General features: G+C 62.1%; 17 protein-coding genes. 7 read left to right on the top strand and 10 right to left on the bottom strand.

Annotated features, from left to right (window positions below; genetic code table 11):
* The first annotated feature begins 5 nt into the window (after positions 1 to 5).
* On the top strand, positions 6 to 293 hold the full coding sequence (locus RBB16_RS10120; protein WP_306046051.1) for an SCP2 sterol-binding domain-containing protein: 288 nt from the start codon (positions 6 to 8) through the stop codon (positions 291 to 293).
* On the opposite strand, the gene RBB16_RS10115 is transcribed toward RBB16_RS10120, so the two are convergent.
* The 4 genes from RBB16_RS10115 to RBB16_RS10100 form a co-directional block, all read right to left on the bottom strand.
* Positions 290 to 802: a toxin-activating lysine-acyltransferase gene (locus RBB16_RS10115; protein ID WP_306046050.1), complete on the bottom strand. Its 513-nt coding sequence runs from the start codon at positions 800 to 802 to the stop codon at positions 290 to 292. The genes RBB16_RS10120 and RBB16_RS10115 overlap by 4 nt on opposite strands.
* Positions 799 to 1749, bottom strand: a complete 951-nt coding sequence (locus RBB16_RS10110) for a Hint domain-containing protein (RefSeq protein ID WP_306046049.1) — start codon at positions 1747 to 1749, stop codon at positions 799 to 801. The genes RBB16_RS10115 and RBB16_RS10110 overlap by 4 nt, the downstream gene beginning before the upstream one ends.
* 169 nt (positions 1750 to 1918) lie before the next feature.
* On the bottom strand, positions 1919 to 2332 hold the full coding sequence (locus RBB16_RS10105; protein ID WP_306046048.1) for a hypothetical protein: 414 nt from the start codon (positions 2330 to 2332) through the stop codon (positions 1919 to 1921).
* Positions 2333 to 2432: 100 nt separating this feature from the next.
* Positions 2433 to 3149 (bottom strand): HAD family hydrolase, encoded by a 717-nt coding sequence (locus tag RBB16_RS10100; protein ID WP_306046047.1) that lies wholly within the window; start codon positions 3147 to 3149, stop codon positions 2433 to 2435.
* 182 nt (positions 3150 to 3331) lie between these two features.
* Here RBB16_RS10100 and msrA point away from each other — a divergent pair, with 182 nt between their 5' ends.
* Positions 3332 to 4006 (top strand): peptide-methionine (S)-S-oxide reductase MsrA, encoded by a 675-nt coding sequence (gene msrA, locus RBB16_RS10095; protein ID WP_306046046.1) that lies wholly within the window; start codon positions 3332 to 3334, stop codon positions 4004 to 4006.
* Positions 4007 to 4041: 35 nt separating this feature from the next.
* On the opposite strand, the gene radC is transcribed toward msrA, so the two are convergent.
* From radC to map, 4 genes are all read right to left on the bottom strand, one after another.
* A complete protein-coding gene (gene radC, locus RBB16_RS10090) occupies positions 4042 to 4818 on the bottom strand; it encodes a DNA repair protein RadC (protein WP_306046045.1) in 777 nt (258 codons plus the stop codon).
* 35 nt (positions 4819 to 4853) lie between these two features.
* The gene (locus RBB16_RS10085) at positions 4854 to 5531 is read right to left on the bottom strand and encodes a hypothetical protein (RefSeq protein WP_306046044.1); all 678 of its coding nucleotides are present in this window, start codon (positions 5529 to 5531) and stop codon (positions 4854 to 4856) included.
* Positions 5532 to 5693: 162 nt separating this feature from the next.
* Complete coding sequence (locus tag RBB16_RS10080; RefSeq protein WP_306046043.1) at positions 5694 to 6509, bottom strand: bifunctional 2-polyprenyl-6-hydroxyphenol methylase/3-demethylubiquinol 3-O-methyltransferase UbiG; 816 nt, start codon at positions 6507 to 6509, stop codon at positions 5694 to 5696.
* Between the two features lie 127 nt (positions 6510 to 6636).
* Positions 6637 to 7446: a type I methionyl aminopeptidase gene (gene map / locus RBB16_RS10075; protein ID WP_306046042.1), complete on the bottom strand. Its 810-nt coding sequence runs from the start codon at positions 7444 to 7446 to the stop codon at positions 6637 to 6639.
* Between the two features lie 134 nt (positions 7447 to 7580).
* On the opposite strand from map, the gene RBB16_RS10070 reads away from it, so the two are divergent.
* Positions 7581 to 8435, top strand: coding sequence for a mechanosensitive ion channel family protein (locus RBB16_RS10070; RefSeq protein ID WP_306046041.1), 855 nt, complete (start codon positions 7581 to 7583; stop codon positions 8433 to 8435).
* On the opposite strand, the gene sfsA is transcribed toward RBB16_RS10070, so the two are convergent.
* Positions 8416 to 9150 (bottom strand): DNA/RNA nuclease SfsA, encoded by a 735-nt coding sequence (gene sfsA / locus RBB16_RS10065; RefSeq protein WP_306046040.1) that lies wholly within the window; start codon positions 9148 to 9150, stop codon positions 8416 to 8418. The genes RBB16_RS10070 and sfsA overlap by 20 nt on opposite strands.
* A gap of 46 nt (positions 9151 to 9196) precedes the next feature.
* Here sfsA and RBB16_RS10060 point away from each other — a divergent pair, with 46 nt between their 5' ends.
* The 4 genes from RBB16_RS10060 to RBB16_RS10045 are packed head-to-tail and all read left to right on the top strand — an operon-like array spanning position 9197 to position 12146.
* Complete coding sequence (locus tag RBB16_RS10060) at positions 9197 to 9925, top strand: molybdopterin-binding protein (protein ID WP_306046039.1); 729 nt, start codon at positions 9197 to 9199, stop codon at positions 9923 to 9925.
* Positions 9922 to 10641: a GNAT family N-acetyltransferase gene (locus tag RBB16_RS10055; RefSeq protein WP_306046038.1), complete on the top strand. Its 720-nt coding sequence runs from the start codon at positions 9922 to 9924 to the stop codon at positions 10639 to 10641. The genes RBB16_RS10060 and RBB16_RS10055 overlap by 4 nt, the downstream gene beginning before the upstream one ends.
* 3 nt (positions 10642 to 10644) lie before the next feature.
* Positions 10645 to 11220 carry a peroxidase-related enzyme gene (locus tag RBB16_RS10050; protein WP_306046037.1) on the top strand — a complete coding sequence of 192 codons (576 nt, stop codon included), beginning with the start codon at positions 10645 to 10647 and terminating at the stop codon, positions 11218 to 11220.
* Positions 11217 to 12146: an OmpA family protein gene (locus tag RBB16_RS10045; RefSeq protein ID WP_306046036.1), complete on the top strand. Its 930-nt coding sequence runs from the start codon at positions 11217 to 11219 to the stop codon at positions 12144 to 12146. Before RBB16_RS10050 ends, RBB16_RS10045 begins: the two co-directional genes overlap by 4 nt.
* Before the next feature lie 52 nt (positions 12147 to 12198).
* On the opposite strand, the gene RBB16_RS10040 is transcribed toward RBB16_RS10045, so the two are convergent.
* Positions 12199 to 13104 carry a LysR family transcriptional regulator gene (locus tag RBB16_RS10040; protein WP_071691969.1) on the bottom strand — a complete coding sequence of 302 codons (906 nt, stop codon included), beginning with the start codon at positions 13102 to 13104 and terminating at the stop codon, positions 12199 to 12201.
* Positions 13105 to 13306 lie beyond the last annotated feature (202 nt).

Raw genomic sequence — 13306 nt, 5'->3', positions numbered from 1 at the left:
CCGATATGGCACTGGAAGAGATCGCAGGCCGGATCAATGCAGGGCTGGCGGACAAGCCGTTCGAAGGGTCGCTCAAGTTCGATTGCGGCGAGGATGGTGTGATCGTGCTGGCCGATGGCGGGGCCACGACCGTTGATCGTGAAGCCGACTGCACCCTGTCGCTCAGTCAGGACAATCTGGTGAAGCTGCTGGCGGGCAAGCTGAACCCGATGACGGGGCTGATGATGGGCAAGCTCAAGGTCAGCGGCAATCCGGCTGTCGCGATGAAGCTGAGCCAGTTGTTGAAGGGCTAAAGACCGTCAAGAAACTCGCGGTCCGTCATCACATGCGACAGCTTCTCGCGGTCGAAATCTATGTGAACGATCCGCTGCGTCTGGTTTGCACCGACAACGCGGCGAAACCGGAACTGTCTGTCCGTGAAATTGCCACGGCGCATGATCCAACGCACCATCGAGGCCGTCAGCCCGCGATAAGGTGCAATGAGGTCGATGATCCACAGGTTCTCGCCAGAGGTCCAATCCTTGGGGTCGAGCGGTTCTCCGGTGATCAGCTTTTCCTCGGCGGCACTGTTCAGGAAGGCCCAGGTAAACAGGCCGCGCGGCACATCGTCGAAACGGAAGATCCTGAATTGCCCGGTTTCAACCGCCGGTTCGAAATACCGGCGCAGCACGGAAACGGGCATCTCGGCATGGCGCGGACTGCGAAAGGCGAGGAACAGAAAATCACCATAGACACGCAGCTTGTCAGCCGATGGCATCTCGATCGGCGGAACCGCCTTGCCCTCCATATCCTGCGCGGTCATGGCCCGGCCCGTTCCGACCCCATCAGAACCCGGGCCTCCCATGTGCGCAGCGAGGGGCGCGCGGGGTCTCCGTAGCTGGCGGGGTCACTCAACTGCGGGAAAAGCTGCACGATCTCGTCACGGACCGCGCGATCCAGTTCGTCCATGGCATGATCACCCGGAAAGAAGCTTTCGGTGGCAAGCCCTTCGGTCAGAATAATCTGGTGGCTGTCGAAAAGCAGGTGGAAATACTCCACCTCTGTCACCTCATGATCGACGGTAATCGACCGATCATTCACCAGCATCTTCGCGGGCACCAGCACCTGCGGTTCTGCAAGAAACAGCTCGGCCCGCCAGCCATCCAGAAGAACCCTGTGCTGCGGCGAAACAAGGAGATCGCGAGAGGGGACTCCGGGGCCAAGTGCATCTGCGGTGATGCGGATCGGGCGCAGGGTGGGGGTGCAGGCAAGATCCTGCTGCGTCAGGTGGCGCGATCCGATCCAGCGCACCGGCTGCGGCGGTCCATCGAGCGTGACAACCCTGTCACCGACGGACAGCGTTTCCACCGGAAGCGGCCCATCGGGCGTTTCGATCAGCGTGCCGCGTGCGACGCAGATCAGGATGGTGATGGTGACGGTGTCCTCATCGGAACTGCCGCCACTCGTGCCGGTCACGGTGAAGGTGATTACCTGATCGGTGCCCGAGGTGATCACCGCAGATCGGTCGACGATGAACGTGTATTCGCCCGTGGTCGCATTGGTGACGAGCGTGCCGTAACCGGGATTGCTGACCGCTGAAAAGGCATATCCGTCAGTGGCTTCACTTGGCGATCCGCCCCCGAACAGGGGCACCACATCGAAGTCGCCGCTGACGCTGGTGGCACTTGGGTCGGACAGGTCGAGCGTCTGCGCCCAATCGCTTGGACCGCCGGTCGTATTGCCGCTCGTTTCACTGATGTTGTAGCCCATGGGGCGCCTGCTTAATCCACTTTGGGAACACGAACTCTACTGCTGCTGCCCCAGTATAAACAGGGTTTCTGAAAATCCCAGTGGTCTGGCCTTCCATGTGCAGAAACCGGCCCACTCAAGGCGGGCCGGCACAAGTGGCAGCAGGGCGGAGTGACTGGGTTTCAGCCCGTTATTGCGCGGTGATCGTCGTCATGACGAGGTTGCCATCCACGCGGATCGGGCCGTCTTCGGTGGCGCCAAGCGTGTATTCGAAGCCGCCGGTCATCATGCCGCCGTCTTCACCGTGGATCATCAGCATCAGCATGTCGCCAGCGACCACGGCTTCCTGGAGAATCGCCGTGACATCAACATTTTCGCCCTCGCGCAGCGGCGCGTAGCCGACCACCGGGCCGGGGGCCATCGAGGCGTCGGTGCGGTGCACGACCAGCCAGCCATTCGCGGGCGCGACGATGGCCTCGGCAGTCACGGTGCCGCCGGATACATCTTGGTCGGTGGCGGTGACGGAGGGGGCAATGGCATGACCCGCCGCAAAGACGGCATTGGCGGCAAAAAACAGGGCTGTGCTCAGAAGGATCGTTCTCATTTTCTCGTTTCTCCCTATGGTATCGGGCCACTCAGGATCGGGTGGCATGGGGGAGTCACGAGGCGGAGACGGAAAGAGTTTCAGCGGCTGGAAGAATTTTTTATGTCAGCGCGTTCGGGGCCATTTGCAGGTAGTATGGCATCGCCTCTTCACAGAGCTTTGCGGCGTCGCCTTCAAGCCTGGGCAATGGCCCTTCCGCGCCCGCGAACCCGGTGCTGTTCCAGACTGCGCCGTACCAATGCGGGGCCCAGACACCGTCATCCTTGTGGCCGCCTTCGGGCCAGGACAGCATCGCGGGATCAGAGTCTAACCCTATGGCATCACATAGTTTTTCCAGCATCCCGCGGGGGTTGTCGCGGATATCGTGGCTGTCGATCACGACCGGGTTGCCACCGAAGGACTGGACCTCCTGATAAAGCTCCGCCTGTTGGCGGAAGCCGATATCGTCAAGGCTCGGGTTTTCACGCTTGGCGGCATAGCTGGCAATCACCCGCGCCGGGTGCCGGATCAGGAAGACATTGACCACATCGCGCATCCAAAGACGGGGCACGCCTGCAATCATGTGCTGGGTCATATGCTTTTGATACCAATGAGGTTTTCCGTCCGGGTTCGGGCCTGACAGCGCCTCGGCTACAACCTGCGGATCATGCGGCTGAGCGGCCAGAATCTGGTTTGACATCGGATGATCCAGCCCGGTTTTCGCCAGGTAGGCGGCATAGAACGGCTCATCCACCACCGCGCAATCGGCGCGGTTTCCGAAGGCATACATCATCGCCGTCGACAGGTTGCGCGGACCCGACCACATCGCGATTTTCATGGCGTCACCCCCCGTACACCGGGCGTACACCCCCCGTGCACCCCCCGTACAGACGGAATCCCGATTTCGCAAGCGCGCGCCGCGCCCGTAACAGCGGCTCAAGCTGGCGTGAGCTCACGCGGTATTGCGTTGTATTTCAGCACCCCCGGCGCGCAGGATGGATCAGAGAGGAGACATATGTCATGCCCCGTATTCGCATCGCACATCATCTGAAGATCCCCGCCCTCGCGCTCTTCATCGGTTTGGGCCTGATCGCCAGCCACAGCCGCGCAAACGCGGAAGAGATCCGCACCGCCGTGGTCGCGGGCGGCTGTTTCTGGTGCGTCGAGAGCGATTTCGAAAGCGTCGATGGCGTGATCGAGGCGGTGTCGGGCTTTGCCGGGGGCACGCTGGACAATCCCAGTTATCGCGACGTGACGCGCGGCGGAACCGGCCATTACGAGGTGGTGGAAATCACCTATGACGCCGACCGGCTGCCCTATCGGGAATTGATCCACCTGTTTTTGCGGTCCATCGACGTGACCGACGATGGTGGCCAGTTCTGCGACCGGGGCGACAGCTATCGCACCGCGATCTTCGCGGCCAGCGCCGAGGAGCGCGCAATAGCAGAGGCCGAGATCGCTGCCGCAGAGGCGCAGCTTGGTCAAAGCGTGGTGACACCGGTGCTGGATGCCGCGCCATTCTGGCCGGCGGAGGAATACCACCAGAACTATTACCGCAGCGAAGACCTGATCCTGACCCGCTTTGGCCCGCGCCGGAAATCGGTGGCCTATGGGCTGTATCGGCAGGGATGCGGGCGCGATGCACGAGTGTCCGAGCTTTGGGGCGATGATGCGCCTTTCGCCGGGGATCACTAAACGACCGCGCTTGGTCAGGCCCGCCGTCAGGGCGATTACAGGTATCCTTCCGAGCGGAAGCTGAGGGTTGCCGACTTGCCGATGATCAGATGATCGTGGATCACGATATTCAGCACCTCGGCGGCATCGCGGATGGCGTTGGTCATGTCCAGATCTGCCTGGCTCGGCGTCGGGTCGCCGGACGGATGGTTGTGAACGAGGATAAGCGCCGAGGCATTCAGTTCCAGCGCGCGTTTCACCACTTCCCTCGGGTAGACGGGCACATGGTCCACCGTGCCGGTCTGTTGCGCCTCATCGGCGATCAGCACGTTCTTTCGGTCGAGGAAGAGAATGCGAAACTGTTCCAGGTCCCGATGCGCCATTGCTGACTGGCAATAGTCCAGCAGCGCATCCCAGGAGGACAGCAGCGGCTTGTTGATCACCTTGGCGCGCGCCATGCGATGACCGATGGCCTCGATAAGCTTCAGCTCGAACACCACGGCATCACCCACGCCATTGATCTCTTTCAACCGCGCGGGCGGGGCGGCCAGCACATGGTTGAGATCGCCGAAGGCGGCCAGCAGCCGTTTGGCCAGAGGTTTGGTATCCCCGCGCCGGATGGCGCGATAGAGCAGCATTTCCAGCAGTTCGTAATCCGGGACAGCCGCTGCGCCGCCCTTCGTAAATCGCTGGCGCAGGCGTTGACGGTGGAATTTTCGATGATCTTCGACAAGTCGATCGAGACGCGGTCCAACCGGAATGGACCCGGCCCCCGGATCGAATTCGAAACCGGGCAGGCGCTGTTCCTCGAATCGGGTTTTTCTACGGGTCATGCCCCGAGGATTCGCCCGGAATGGTTAACGGCGCGTTACTCCGGCAGGTAGGTCAGCCCGTTTGCCACCCGGCTGGACAGGCTGCGGCGCAGGGTGTCGCCATCGGTGACGGGCACCAGCGACAGGTTGATATTGGCTACGGTCAGATAGCTTTCGGGCCGGGTCGGGTTGGGATGGGCGGTCAGGCGCAACAGCATCGGGCCGATGTCCGGGTCGGTGTAGCGCCCGACAAGATGGACGCCCGTATGCCCTTCGAACTCGAACACCTCGATGGCGAGGATCTGGGCTTCTTCAAAGCCGGCCACGGCCACGGGAAAGACCTGCTCTTGCAGCAGGTTGGCCGACAATTGCAGGCGCAGGTCCTGCGGGCTATCAGCCTCTTCCGCCATTGGAATGGTGGCCGTCACCACCTGTATGTTTTCAACGAACTGACGCGGATCACCGGTGGCGAAGGTAAACCTTGCGAAGGCCCCGCCATCGGGCTGGCCCTCTGCGATCAGCTCGACCTGGTCCTGGTTCGGGACCGACAGCGAAAAGGGCGCGGGCACCTCGATACCATACTGCTGCGCATAGCCGTCATCGAACAGGAACACCCGGTTCGTCGTGGCGTCCTGAAGGTTGAACAGATTGAATTCCACGCTGCCGGAAACCTGAGCCAAGGCGCTGCCGGCCAAGCCAGAGAGTGCCAGAATGAATGCCAGGAAAATCCGCATGTCGCCCCCTTCGCGTTGATCCGGCGACCGTAGGAGCATTGAGGCCAGCGGTCAAACCGGTGTCGGTTTCCGGTTTTGAAACTGCTCGTCACGAAGCTGCCGCCGCCAGCTGCAAGGATGCTTCCCCTCGGCTTGCCCAGCGCAATGGGCGCACTAGCCTGATCAGTTCCGCCGCTTCATCACCATCAGGTGATACTCGTTCTGCTCTTCGAAGAAGCCTGGGCGTTTGGAGGGTTTCGCCAGACGGTTCAGCTTCTTTCCCGCGAATTTTTCCAACACCCAGGCGCGCCATGGTTTTTCACGGGCGAGTTCACCCCGGAAACGTTCCAGAAACGGCGCGAGCTTTTCGGTCTGAACGTAATTCATGATCTCGAAAGTGGGCGCGATCTCTGCCGTCACGTCCTCGTCCGAGACCACTTCGAACGCGCCCTGTGCCTCCAGTGCTGCCAGAAATTCGGCATGGGTCGAGTGGGTCCGGTCGGTCTCTCGGTGGGCTTCGCGGCGGAAGTAGTCGAAGAGAACAAACCCCTCGCGCGCATGGCGTTCGGTTTTGGCCAGCGCGGAGGTCATGTCGATGTAGTGAAAGCTTTCAGCGTAGAGGCATATGTCGAACATGACGTCGCGTTCGAACTCCTCAAGGGTCGCGTCAATCACCTCGGTGCCGGCGGGCAGCTTCTCGCGCGCCATCTGGTTCATCTGCACGGAGGGCGACAGCAGCGTCATGTCATAGCCCCGGTCGATCAGCGCCAGCGCGTTTGCGCCCGTGCCAGAGCCGATCTCGAAGATCGTTTTCACGCCGTCGGGGATCGCGCCCGCCAGTTTGTCGAAATAGGCCTGTTGCGCGTTGCTGAGGGACTGCCCTGTAAGATCCGGGGCTTTGCCGCCCTCGAAATAGCCATAATGAGCAAAGCCGTGCCCAAACATGACCTCTGACAGTAGCGCCATGAACTCCAGGTCCAGCGTGCTTTGCTTCTTCATGACCATGTCCCCCCAAGACATCACACGCCTTTTGCGACGCACTACACTCTAATGGCCAAGTGAGTGGCGTCGGTTCAAGGGTTTTTGTTGTCTCCGGGGGCTTTGGATCGGGCCATGATCTTGGTGCCTATGCCCAAGTGGGGTGGAACTTGCCGCCGGGGGACAGGGTGAAGATGTCGAACCCATCCGCCGTCACGCCGATGGAATGTTCGAACTGCGCGCTGAGGCTCTTGTCGCGGGTCACGGCGGTCCAGTCATCGGCCAGAACCTTGGTTTCGGGGCGCCCGAGATTGACCATGGGTTCGATAGTGAAGAACATGCCCTCTTCCAGCGTGGGGCCGGTGCCGGGGCGACCGTAATGCAGCACATTGGGCGGCGCGTGAAAGACCTGCCCCAGCCCGTGCCCGCAGAAATCGCGCACCACCGACATGCGATGCGCCTCGACATAGGCCTGGATCGCGTGACCGATATCGCCGAACGTGTTGCCGGGCTTGACCGCCTCGATCCCTTTGAACAGGGCATCATGGGTGACCTGCACCAGCCGTTCCGCCTTGCGGCTGAGGCTGCCAGCCACATACATCCGGCTGGTGTCGCCAAACCAGCCATCGACGATCACCGTGACGTCGATATTCAGGATATCCCCGTTCTTCAGCGTCTTGGGGCCGGGAATGCCGTGGCAGACCACGTGATTGACCGAGATACAGCTGGCGTGCTGGTAGCCCTTGTAGCCGATCGTGGCGGATTTGGCGCCCGCGTCATTCACCATCCGCTCGATCTCGGCATCAATCGCCTCGGTCGTCTGGCCCGGTTCGACCATCTCGGCAATGTCATCGAGGATGCGCGCCGCCAATGCGCCAGCCTTGTGCATGCCGGCGAAATCAGATGGGTTGTGAATGCGGATGCCGTCCCGGGTCAGACGGCCTTCGAACTTGTCCAACGTAGCGCTCCTTGGCCTTTTCGGGCTGCAACCTATGGCAGGACGCGCCCGGATGCCAGAGGGCGGGGTGAATTGCCGCCCGTGCCGCTTTGCGATAGCCATGGCGCAGGCGACAGGCACAAGGAGCATGCACGATGGAAGCGCTGAGCAATCTGATGACTTTGGATATCGGGGGCGGTCGGACTTTGGGCGATGTCCTGACGCTGGATTTCCTGGCCCAGATGGTGGGCAGCGTGATTGCCGCCATCCTTCTGCTTTTCGCGGCCTTCATCATCGGCGGATGGGCGCGGCGCAAGATCGTCAAGATCGCGCTGGAACGGGAAGAACTGGACGATACGCTCTTTACCTTCCTGGGCAACCTGCTGCGCTATGTGGTGCTGATCCTGGCTGTTGTGGTGGTGCTGAATACTTTCGGGGTGCAGACCACGTCACTGGTCGCTGCCATCGGTGCCGCCGGTCTGGCGATTGGCCTGGCGCTGCAAGGCACCCTGTCCAATGTCGCCGCGGGGGTGATGATCATCCTGTTCCGACCCATCAAGCTGGGTGATTTCGTCACTGTTTCTGGGGTTTCCGGCACTGTGAAGGACATTTCGCTGAACACGACGGAACTTGCCACGCTGGACAGTGTGCAGGTGATCGTCCCGAACGCGCAGGTCTGGGGCAGCGTGATCACCAATTACTCGGTCTATGACACGCGCCGCGCCGAATGGACCTTCGGTGTATCCTACGGGTCAAACCTTGCGACCGCCGAACAGGTCATCCGCGACACGATCCTGTCCGACCCGCGCGCCTTGCCCGAGCCGGAGCCGTTCTGCCAGGTCAACAACCTCGGCGACAGTTCGGTGGATTTCCTCGTGCGGGTCTGGTGCGCGTCTTCGGACAAGTTCTCGTTCGAGGCCGATATGAAGCGGCAGGTGAAAGAGGCTCTGGATAGGGCCGGGATCGACATTCCGTTCCCGACGCAGACCCTTATTCAGGTGTCGGAGTAGTCTCTAACCAAGGGATTTCGACCCGTTTTTGGCCGCCAAGCCATACGCCATCCGGCGTGATCCGGCAGTCGAAGCACAGCGTTTCGACCCCGGCGATACGCGCCTCAGCATAGGCGGCGGCATAGGTGGGGTCGATGTCAGCGGCGAGGGTGAATGCCCCACAATCCGTGCGCTGGATCAGGTAGAGCATCACGGCGCGGTGGCCTTCGCGCACCATCGCCGACAGCTCTGCCAGGTGCTTCGCGCCACGCGCGGTCTTGCTGTCTGGGAACTCCGCCAGGCCGGGTTGGCGGCTGAGCGTCACTGACTTTACCTCCACGTAAGCATCGGGGCGGCCCGCAGCTTGCAGCAGGAAGTCGATGCGGCTCGCCTCGCCATACTTCACCTCCGGGCGCACGGTTTCATACCCTTCCAGCCCCGCGACCTCTCCCGCCTCCAACGCGGCGCGCAGCATCCGGTTGGGCAGGCTGGTATCGACCCCGGTGAAATGGCCGTTTTCATGGTCCACCAGCCGCCAGCCGAATTTCAGCTTCTTCTTGGGGTCGTCATTGGGTTCCAGCCACACAAGACTGCCCGGTTCCGCCAGCCCCATCATGCTGCCGGGATTGGCGCAATGGGCGGTGATTTCGCGGCCATCCTCCAACCGGCAATCGGCCAGAAAGCGTTTGTAGCGACGGATCAGCCGGGCGGGGATGAGAGGGGTTTGAAAGCGCATGGACCGGGCCTATACCTGAGCCAAACAAGAGGCAAGGAACACGCTCATGCCCAACCCTACCGCCGCCATGCTGGTGATCGGCGACGAGATCCTCTCGGGCCGCACCCGCGATTCCAACATGCACCACCTGGCGCAGCAGCTCACAAGCCACGGCATCGACCTGGCCGAGGTGCGCGTTGTGGCCGATACGCATGACGGTATTGTTGCCGCCGTGCAGGCCCTGTCCGCCGCCTATGATCACCTGTTCACGTCAGGCGGTATCGGCCCCACCCATGACGACATCACCGCCGAGGCGGTGGCCGCCGCCTTCGACACGCCGATCAGCATCCGCGACGACGCGCGTGCGCTGTTGCAGGCCCATTACGACCGGTCCGGGCAGGAGCTGAACGAGGCCCGCCTGCGCATGGCGCGCATTCCCGATGGGGCCGCGTTGATTGAAAACCCTGTGTCCGTCGCGCCCGGTTTCACCCTGCGCAACGTGCATGTGATGGCCGGGGTTCCGTCGGTGTTCGAGGCGATGGTGGCCTCTGTCCTGCCGACGCTGACCGGCGGCGCGCCTCTGCTGTCGCAGACCATCCGGATCGAGCGGGGCGAGGGAGAGATCGCCGGGCCGCTGACCAAGCTGGCCGAGGACAATCCAGAGGTCTCTATCGGGTCGTACCCCTACATTCAGAACGGCGTCTACGGCTCCAACATCGTTGTGCGTGGCACGGACGGGCCACAGATCGACAAGGTCATCACGGCGCTCGTGCGCCTCTTCCCGGAAACACCATGACAGTCTCTGACACAGGGCTTTTCGATATCTGCGAGGCCACATGGCCCGCGGCCTCGACCGCCCGCATCGGCCCTTGGCTGGTGCGTGACGGGCAGGGGGCAGGCAAACGGGTGTCTTCGGTGACCGCAGAGGGCGATTGGACCGCCGCCGACATCCCGCAAGCCGAGCAGGCCTGCCGCGATCTGGGGCAGGATTTGCTGTTCCAGATCAGACCCGAAGACACCGCGTTAGACACTATTCTGGCCGAAACGGGCTATGAGATCATCGACCCGGTCGATTTCCTTGTTGCCCCTGTCGAGACGCTCACCGCCGATCTGCATCGCCTCGCCGCGATTCCCTGCTGGCCCCCCCTTGCCGTGCAGACAGAGATCTGGGCCGAGGGCGGCATCGGCCCCGCACGCCTTGCGGTCATGGACCGCGTCAAAGGCCCCAAGACTGCGCTGCTTGGCCGCCATGACGACCACCCCGTCGCCACCGCCTTCGTCGCCATTCATGAGGGCACCGCCATGCTGCACGCGCTGGAGGTGTCGAAAGATGCCCGCCGCATGGGCATCGGCAGAACCATGATGCAGGGGGCCGCCAACTGGGCCGCACGGCACAATGCGCGGGATCTTGCCGTTTTGGTTGTCAAGGCCAACAAACCCGCCCAAACTCTCTATGCCGGGCTGGGAATGACCTCTGCCGGTGCTTATCATTACCGTATCAAGAAAGGCTGATCCGTGGCGAAACCGAACCCCAAGGCAACCGCGCTGAACCTGCCGCCGCTGGACCCGCTGCCAGAGGCGACGCAGAAGTATTTCGACATCTGCGATGAAAAGCTGGGGATGATCCCCAATGTGCTGGCGTCCTATGCGTTCGATGTCGACAAGCTGAATGCCTTCACCGCGATGTATAACGACCTGATGCTGGGTCAGAGCAACCTGACCAAGCTGGAACGCGAAATGATCGCGGTCGTGGTGTCCGCCGTGAACCGCTGCTTCTATTGCCTCACCGCCCATGGTCAGGCCGTGCGCGCCCTGTCGGGTGACCCGAAACTGGGTGAGATGCTGGTGATGAACTACCGCGTGGCCGATCTGGACCCGCGTCAGCGCGCGATGCTGGATTTCGCCGTGCAGATGACGGAAGCCAGCTACAAGATCGAAGAGGCTGACCGTCAGGCCTTGCGCGATGTGGGTTTCACCGACCGCGATATCTTCGACATCGCCTCGGTCGCCAGCTTCTTCAACATGACCAACCGCATGGCCTCTGCCATCGATATGCGGCCCAATGATGACTACCATGGCATGAACAGGTGATCCGGGGCGCTCTCATATCCCTTGCGGCGCTCGCCGCCGCCTTTCCGCTCCACGCGCTGGAGCTGGAGCTGCCCGGCGTATCCGAGCTGTCGCACGAGGAAACCGAGAGTGCCACCTATTACAGCCTGCCGGTCAGCCCGTGGCTGGGAACCGGGGCAGAGATGATGACGGTTGAGGGCGCGTTGGCCCGCTCTGTCTGGCAGGTTCAGGACTACAGCGGCAACAGCGCACAGCTGATGGCCTCTCTACGCGGTCAGATCGAAGCGCAGGGCTATGCCCCGGTCTTCGCCTGCGATGCCACGCTTTGCGGCGGGTTCGACTTCCGCTTTGCCATGGACGTGACGCCGGAACCGGCGATGCATGTGGATCTGGGGGACTATTCCTATTTCGTCGCGCAGTTGGAGGGCGTGGCCGGCACCGAATATGTGGGTGTGTTGACCTCTCGCGGTGGCACGCGCGGCTTTGTCCACATGGTCCGCATCAGCCCCGCCGACATGATCCCGGTTTCGGTCGGCGTCTCCACCCGCTCGCCCGATGGCGACGAGATCGTGGACCTGCGCGAAAGCCTGACCGTTCAGGGCACCGCCACGCTGACCGATCTCAGCTTTGCCACCGGGTCTTCGACGCTGGCGGAGGGTGACTATCCGTCCCTGATGGATCTGGCGGCCTTCCTGATCGACAATCCCGACATTCGCGTGGTCCTTGTGGGGCACACCGATGCCGAAGGCTCGCTGGAGGGCAACATTGCCCTGTCCCGGTCCCGGGCCGAGGCGGTGCGCAGCTTCCTGATCCAGTCGCTCGGGGTCAGCGCCGCGCAGCTCGGGGCAGAGGGTGTCGGCTATCTGGCCCCCCGCGCCAACAATGCCAGCGATGAAGGCCGCCAACAAAATAGGCGGGTCGAAGTCGTCGTGACTTCAACCCGCTGAGTTGCCCCGCCGGGGTTGGCGGGGTCGGCATGAACCGTAAATTCTCAGATAATCACCAGTCGCCGGGTCCCTTGTCGCGGAACTGATCGACAAGGAAGTCGATGAAGGCGCGCACCTTGGGCTGCGTGTAGCGGCCCGGCGGGTAGATCGCGTAGATGCCCTGGGTTTCTTCCGGCAGTTCCGGGATCGCATCGACCAGCAGGCCCTGACGCATCGGTTCGGCGTAGAGGAAACTGGGCAGATAGGCGATGCCAAGCCCGCCGATCGCGGCATTCAGCAGCGATTGACCATCGTTGACCGTCAGCGAGCCAGCGGTCCGCACCTGGCGTACCTCGCCAGAGGGCGCGGTGATCTTCCACACATTGCCCGCCGCCTGGTTGGAATAGTGCAGCAGCTTGTGGTCATTCAGATCGTCGATCCGCTCGGGCCGTCCGAATTTCTTGAAATAGTCGGGGCTCGCGATCATCCGCTTGGTGGTTTCGGTCAGCTTGCGGGCCCGCAGGGAACTGTCCTCCAGTTCGCCCACCCGAATGGCCATGTCGAACCCTTCGGAAATCAGCTCCACATAGCGGTTGTTCAGCACCATGTTGACGGTGATATCGGGGAAGGCATGCAGGAAGTCGCCAAGGATGGGCGACAGGTGGTTCACCCCGAAATCCGTCGCCACCGACACGCGCAGCATACCCGAGGGCGCCGACTGCATCGCCGTCACCAGCGCATCGGCCTCGCCCGCATCGTTCAACACGCGCCGGGCGCGGTCGTAGTATGCCAGGCCGATCTCGGTCGGGCTGACGCGCCGGGTGGTCCGGTTCAGCAGCCGTGCGCCGAGACGGGTTTCAAGGCTCGAAACATGCTTGGATACAGCAGATTTCGAGATCCCCATTTTCTTGGCCGCATCCGTGAACCCCCCCTGGTCCACGACTGTGGCGAAGGCTTCCATTTCCGTAAGACGGTCCATTGGGTCACCTGTGTGCTCTTTTCGTTTCGCATATTGGTATCGTTTCCAAATGCGGCGCGATTGCGGAGCACTACGGGCCAAAGCCGGGTATTACCGGGGATCGTTAAGGGCGGGGAAACAAAAAATGACACAGTCCGAGCGTCACCGAGGCGTAGAAACCATGCCTCATCCCCTTTCATCTTGGCAAAAATACCTCAGGGGG

Origin of the sequence: Nioella sp. MMSF_3534, assembly GCF_030732985.1 — a bacterium.
Lineage (GTDB): Bacteria > Pseudomonadota > Alphaproteobacteria > Rhodobacterales > Rhodobacteraceae > Nioella.
Note: the sequence above shows the minus strand (reverse complement) of the source record. Positions and strands in the feature narration are given on the sequence as shown.

Excerpts from the sequence above, each read along its gene's own strand:
- RBB16_RS10120 (WP_306046051.1), top strand. The coding sequence starts at position 6 with ATGGCACTGGAAGAGATCGCAGGCCGGATCAATGCAGGGCTGGCGGAC.
- RBB16_RS10115 (WP_306046050.1), bottom strand. The coding sequence starts at position 802 with ATGACCGCGCAGGATATGGAGGGCAAGGCGGTTCCGCCGATCGAGATG.
- RBB16_RS10110 (WP_306046049.1), bottom strand. The coding sequence starts at position 1,749 with ATGGGCTACAACATCAGTGAAACGAGCGGCAATACGACCGGCGGTCCA.
- RBB16_RS10105 (WP_306046048.1), bottom strand. The coding sequence starts at position 2,332 with ATGAGAACGATCCTTCTGAGCACAGCCCTGTTTTTTGCCGCCAATGCC.
- RBB16_RS10100 (WP_306046047.1), bottom strand. The coding sequence starts at position 3,149 with ATGAAAATCGCGATGTGGTCGGGTCCGCGCAACCTGTCGACGGCGATG.
- msrA (WP_306046046.1), top strand. The coding sequence starts at position 3,332 with ATGCCCCGTATTCGCATCGCACATCATCTGAAGATCCCCGCCCTCGCG.
- radC (WP_306046045.1), bottom strand. The coding sequence starts at position 4,818 with ATGACCCGTAGAAAAACCCGATTCGAGGAACAGCGCCTGCCCGGTTTC.
- RBB16_RS10085 (WP_306046044.1), bottom strand. The coding sequence starts at position 5,531 with ATGCGGATTTTCCTGGCATTCATTCTGGCACTCTCTGGCTTGGCCGGC.
- RBB16_RS10080 (WP_306046043.1), bottom strand. The coding sequence starts at position 6,509 with ATGAAGAAGCAAAGCACGCTGGACCTGGAGTTCATGGCGCTACTGTCA.
- RBB16_RS10070 (WP_306046041.1), top strand. The coding sequence starts at position 7,581 with ATGGAAGCGCTGAGCAATCTGATGACTTTGGATATCGGGGGCGGTCGG.
- sfsA (WP_306046040.1), bottom strand. The coding sequence starts at position 9,150 with ATGCGCTTTCAAACCCCTCTCATCCCCGCCCGGCTGATCCGTCGCTAC.
- RBB16_RS10060 (WP_306046039.1), top strand. The coding sequence starts at position 9,197 with ATGCCCAACCCTACCGCCGCCATGCTGGTGATCGGCGACGAGATCCTC.
- RBB16_RS10055 (WP_306046038.1), top strand. The coding sequence starts at position 9,922 with ATGACAGTCTCTGACACAGGGCTTTTCGATATCTGCGAGGCCACATGG.
- RBB16_RS10040 (WP_071691969.1), bottom strand. The coding sequence starts at position 13,104 with ATGGACCGTCTTACGGAAATGGAAGCCTTCGCCACAGTCGTGGACCAG.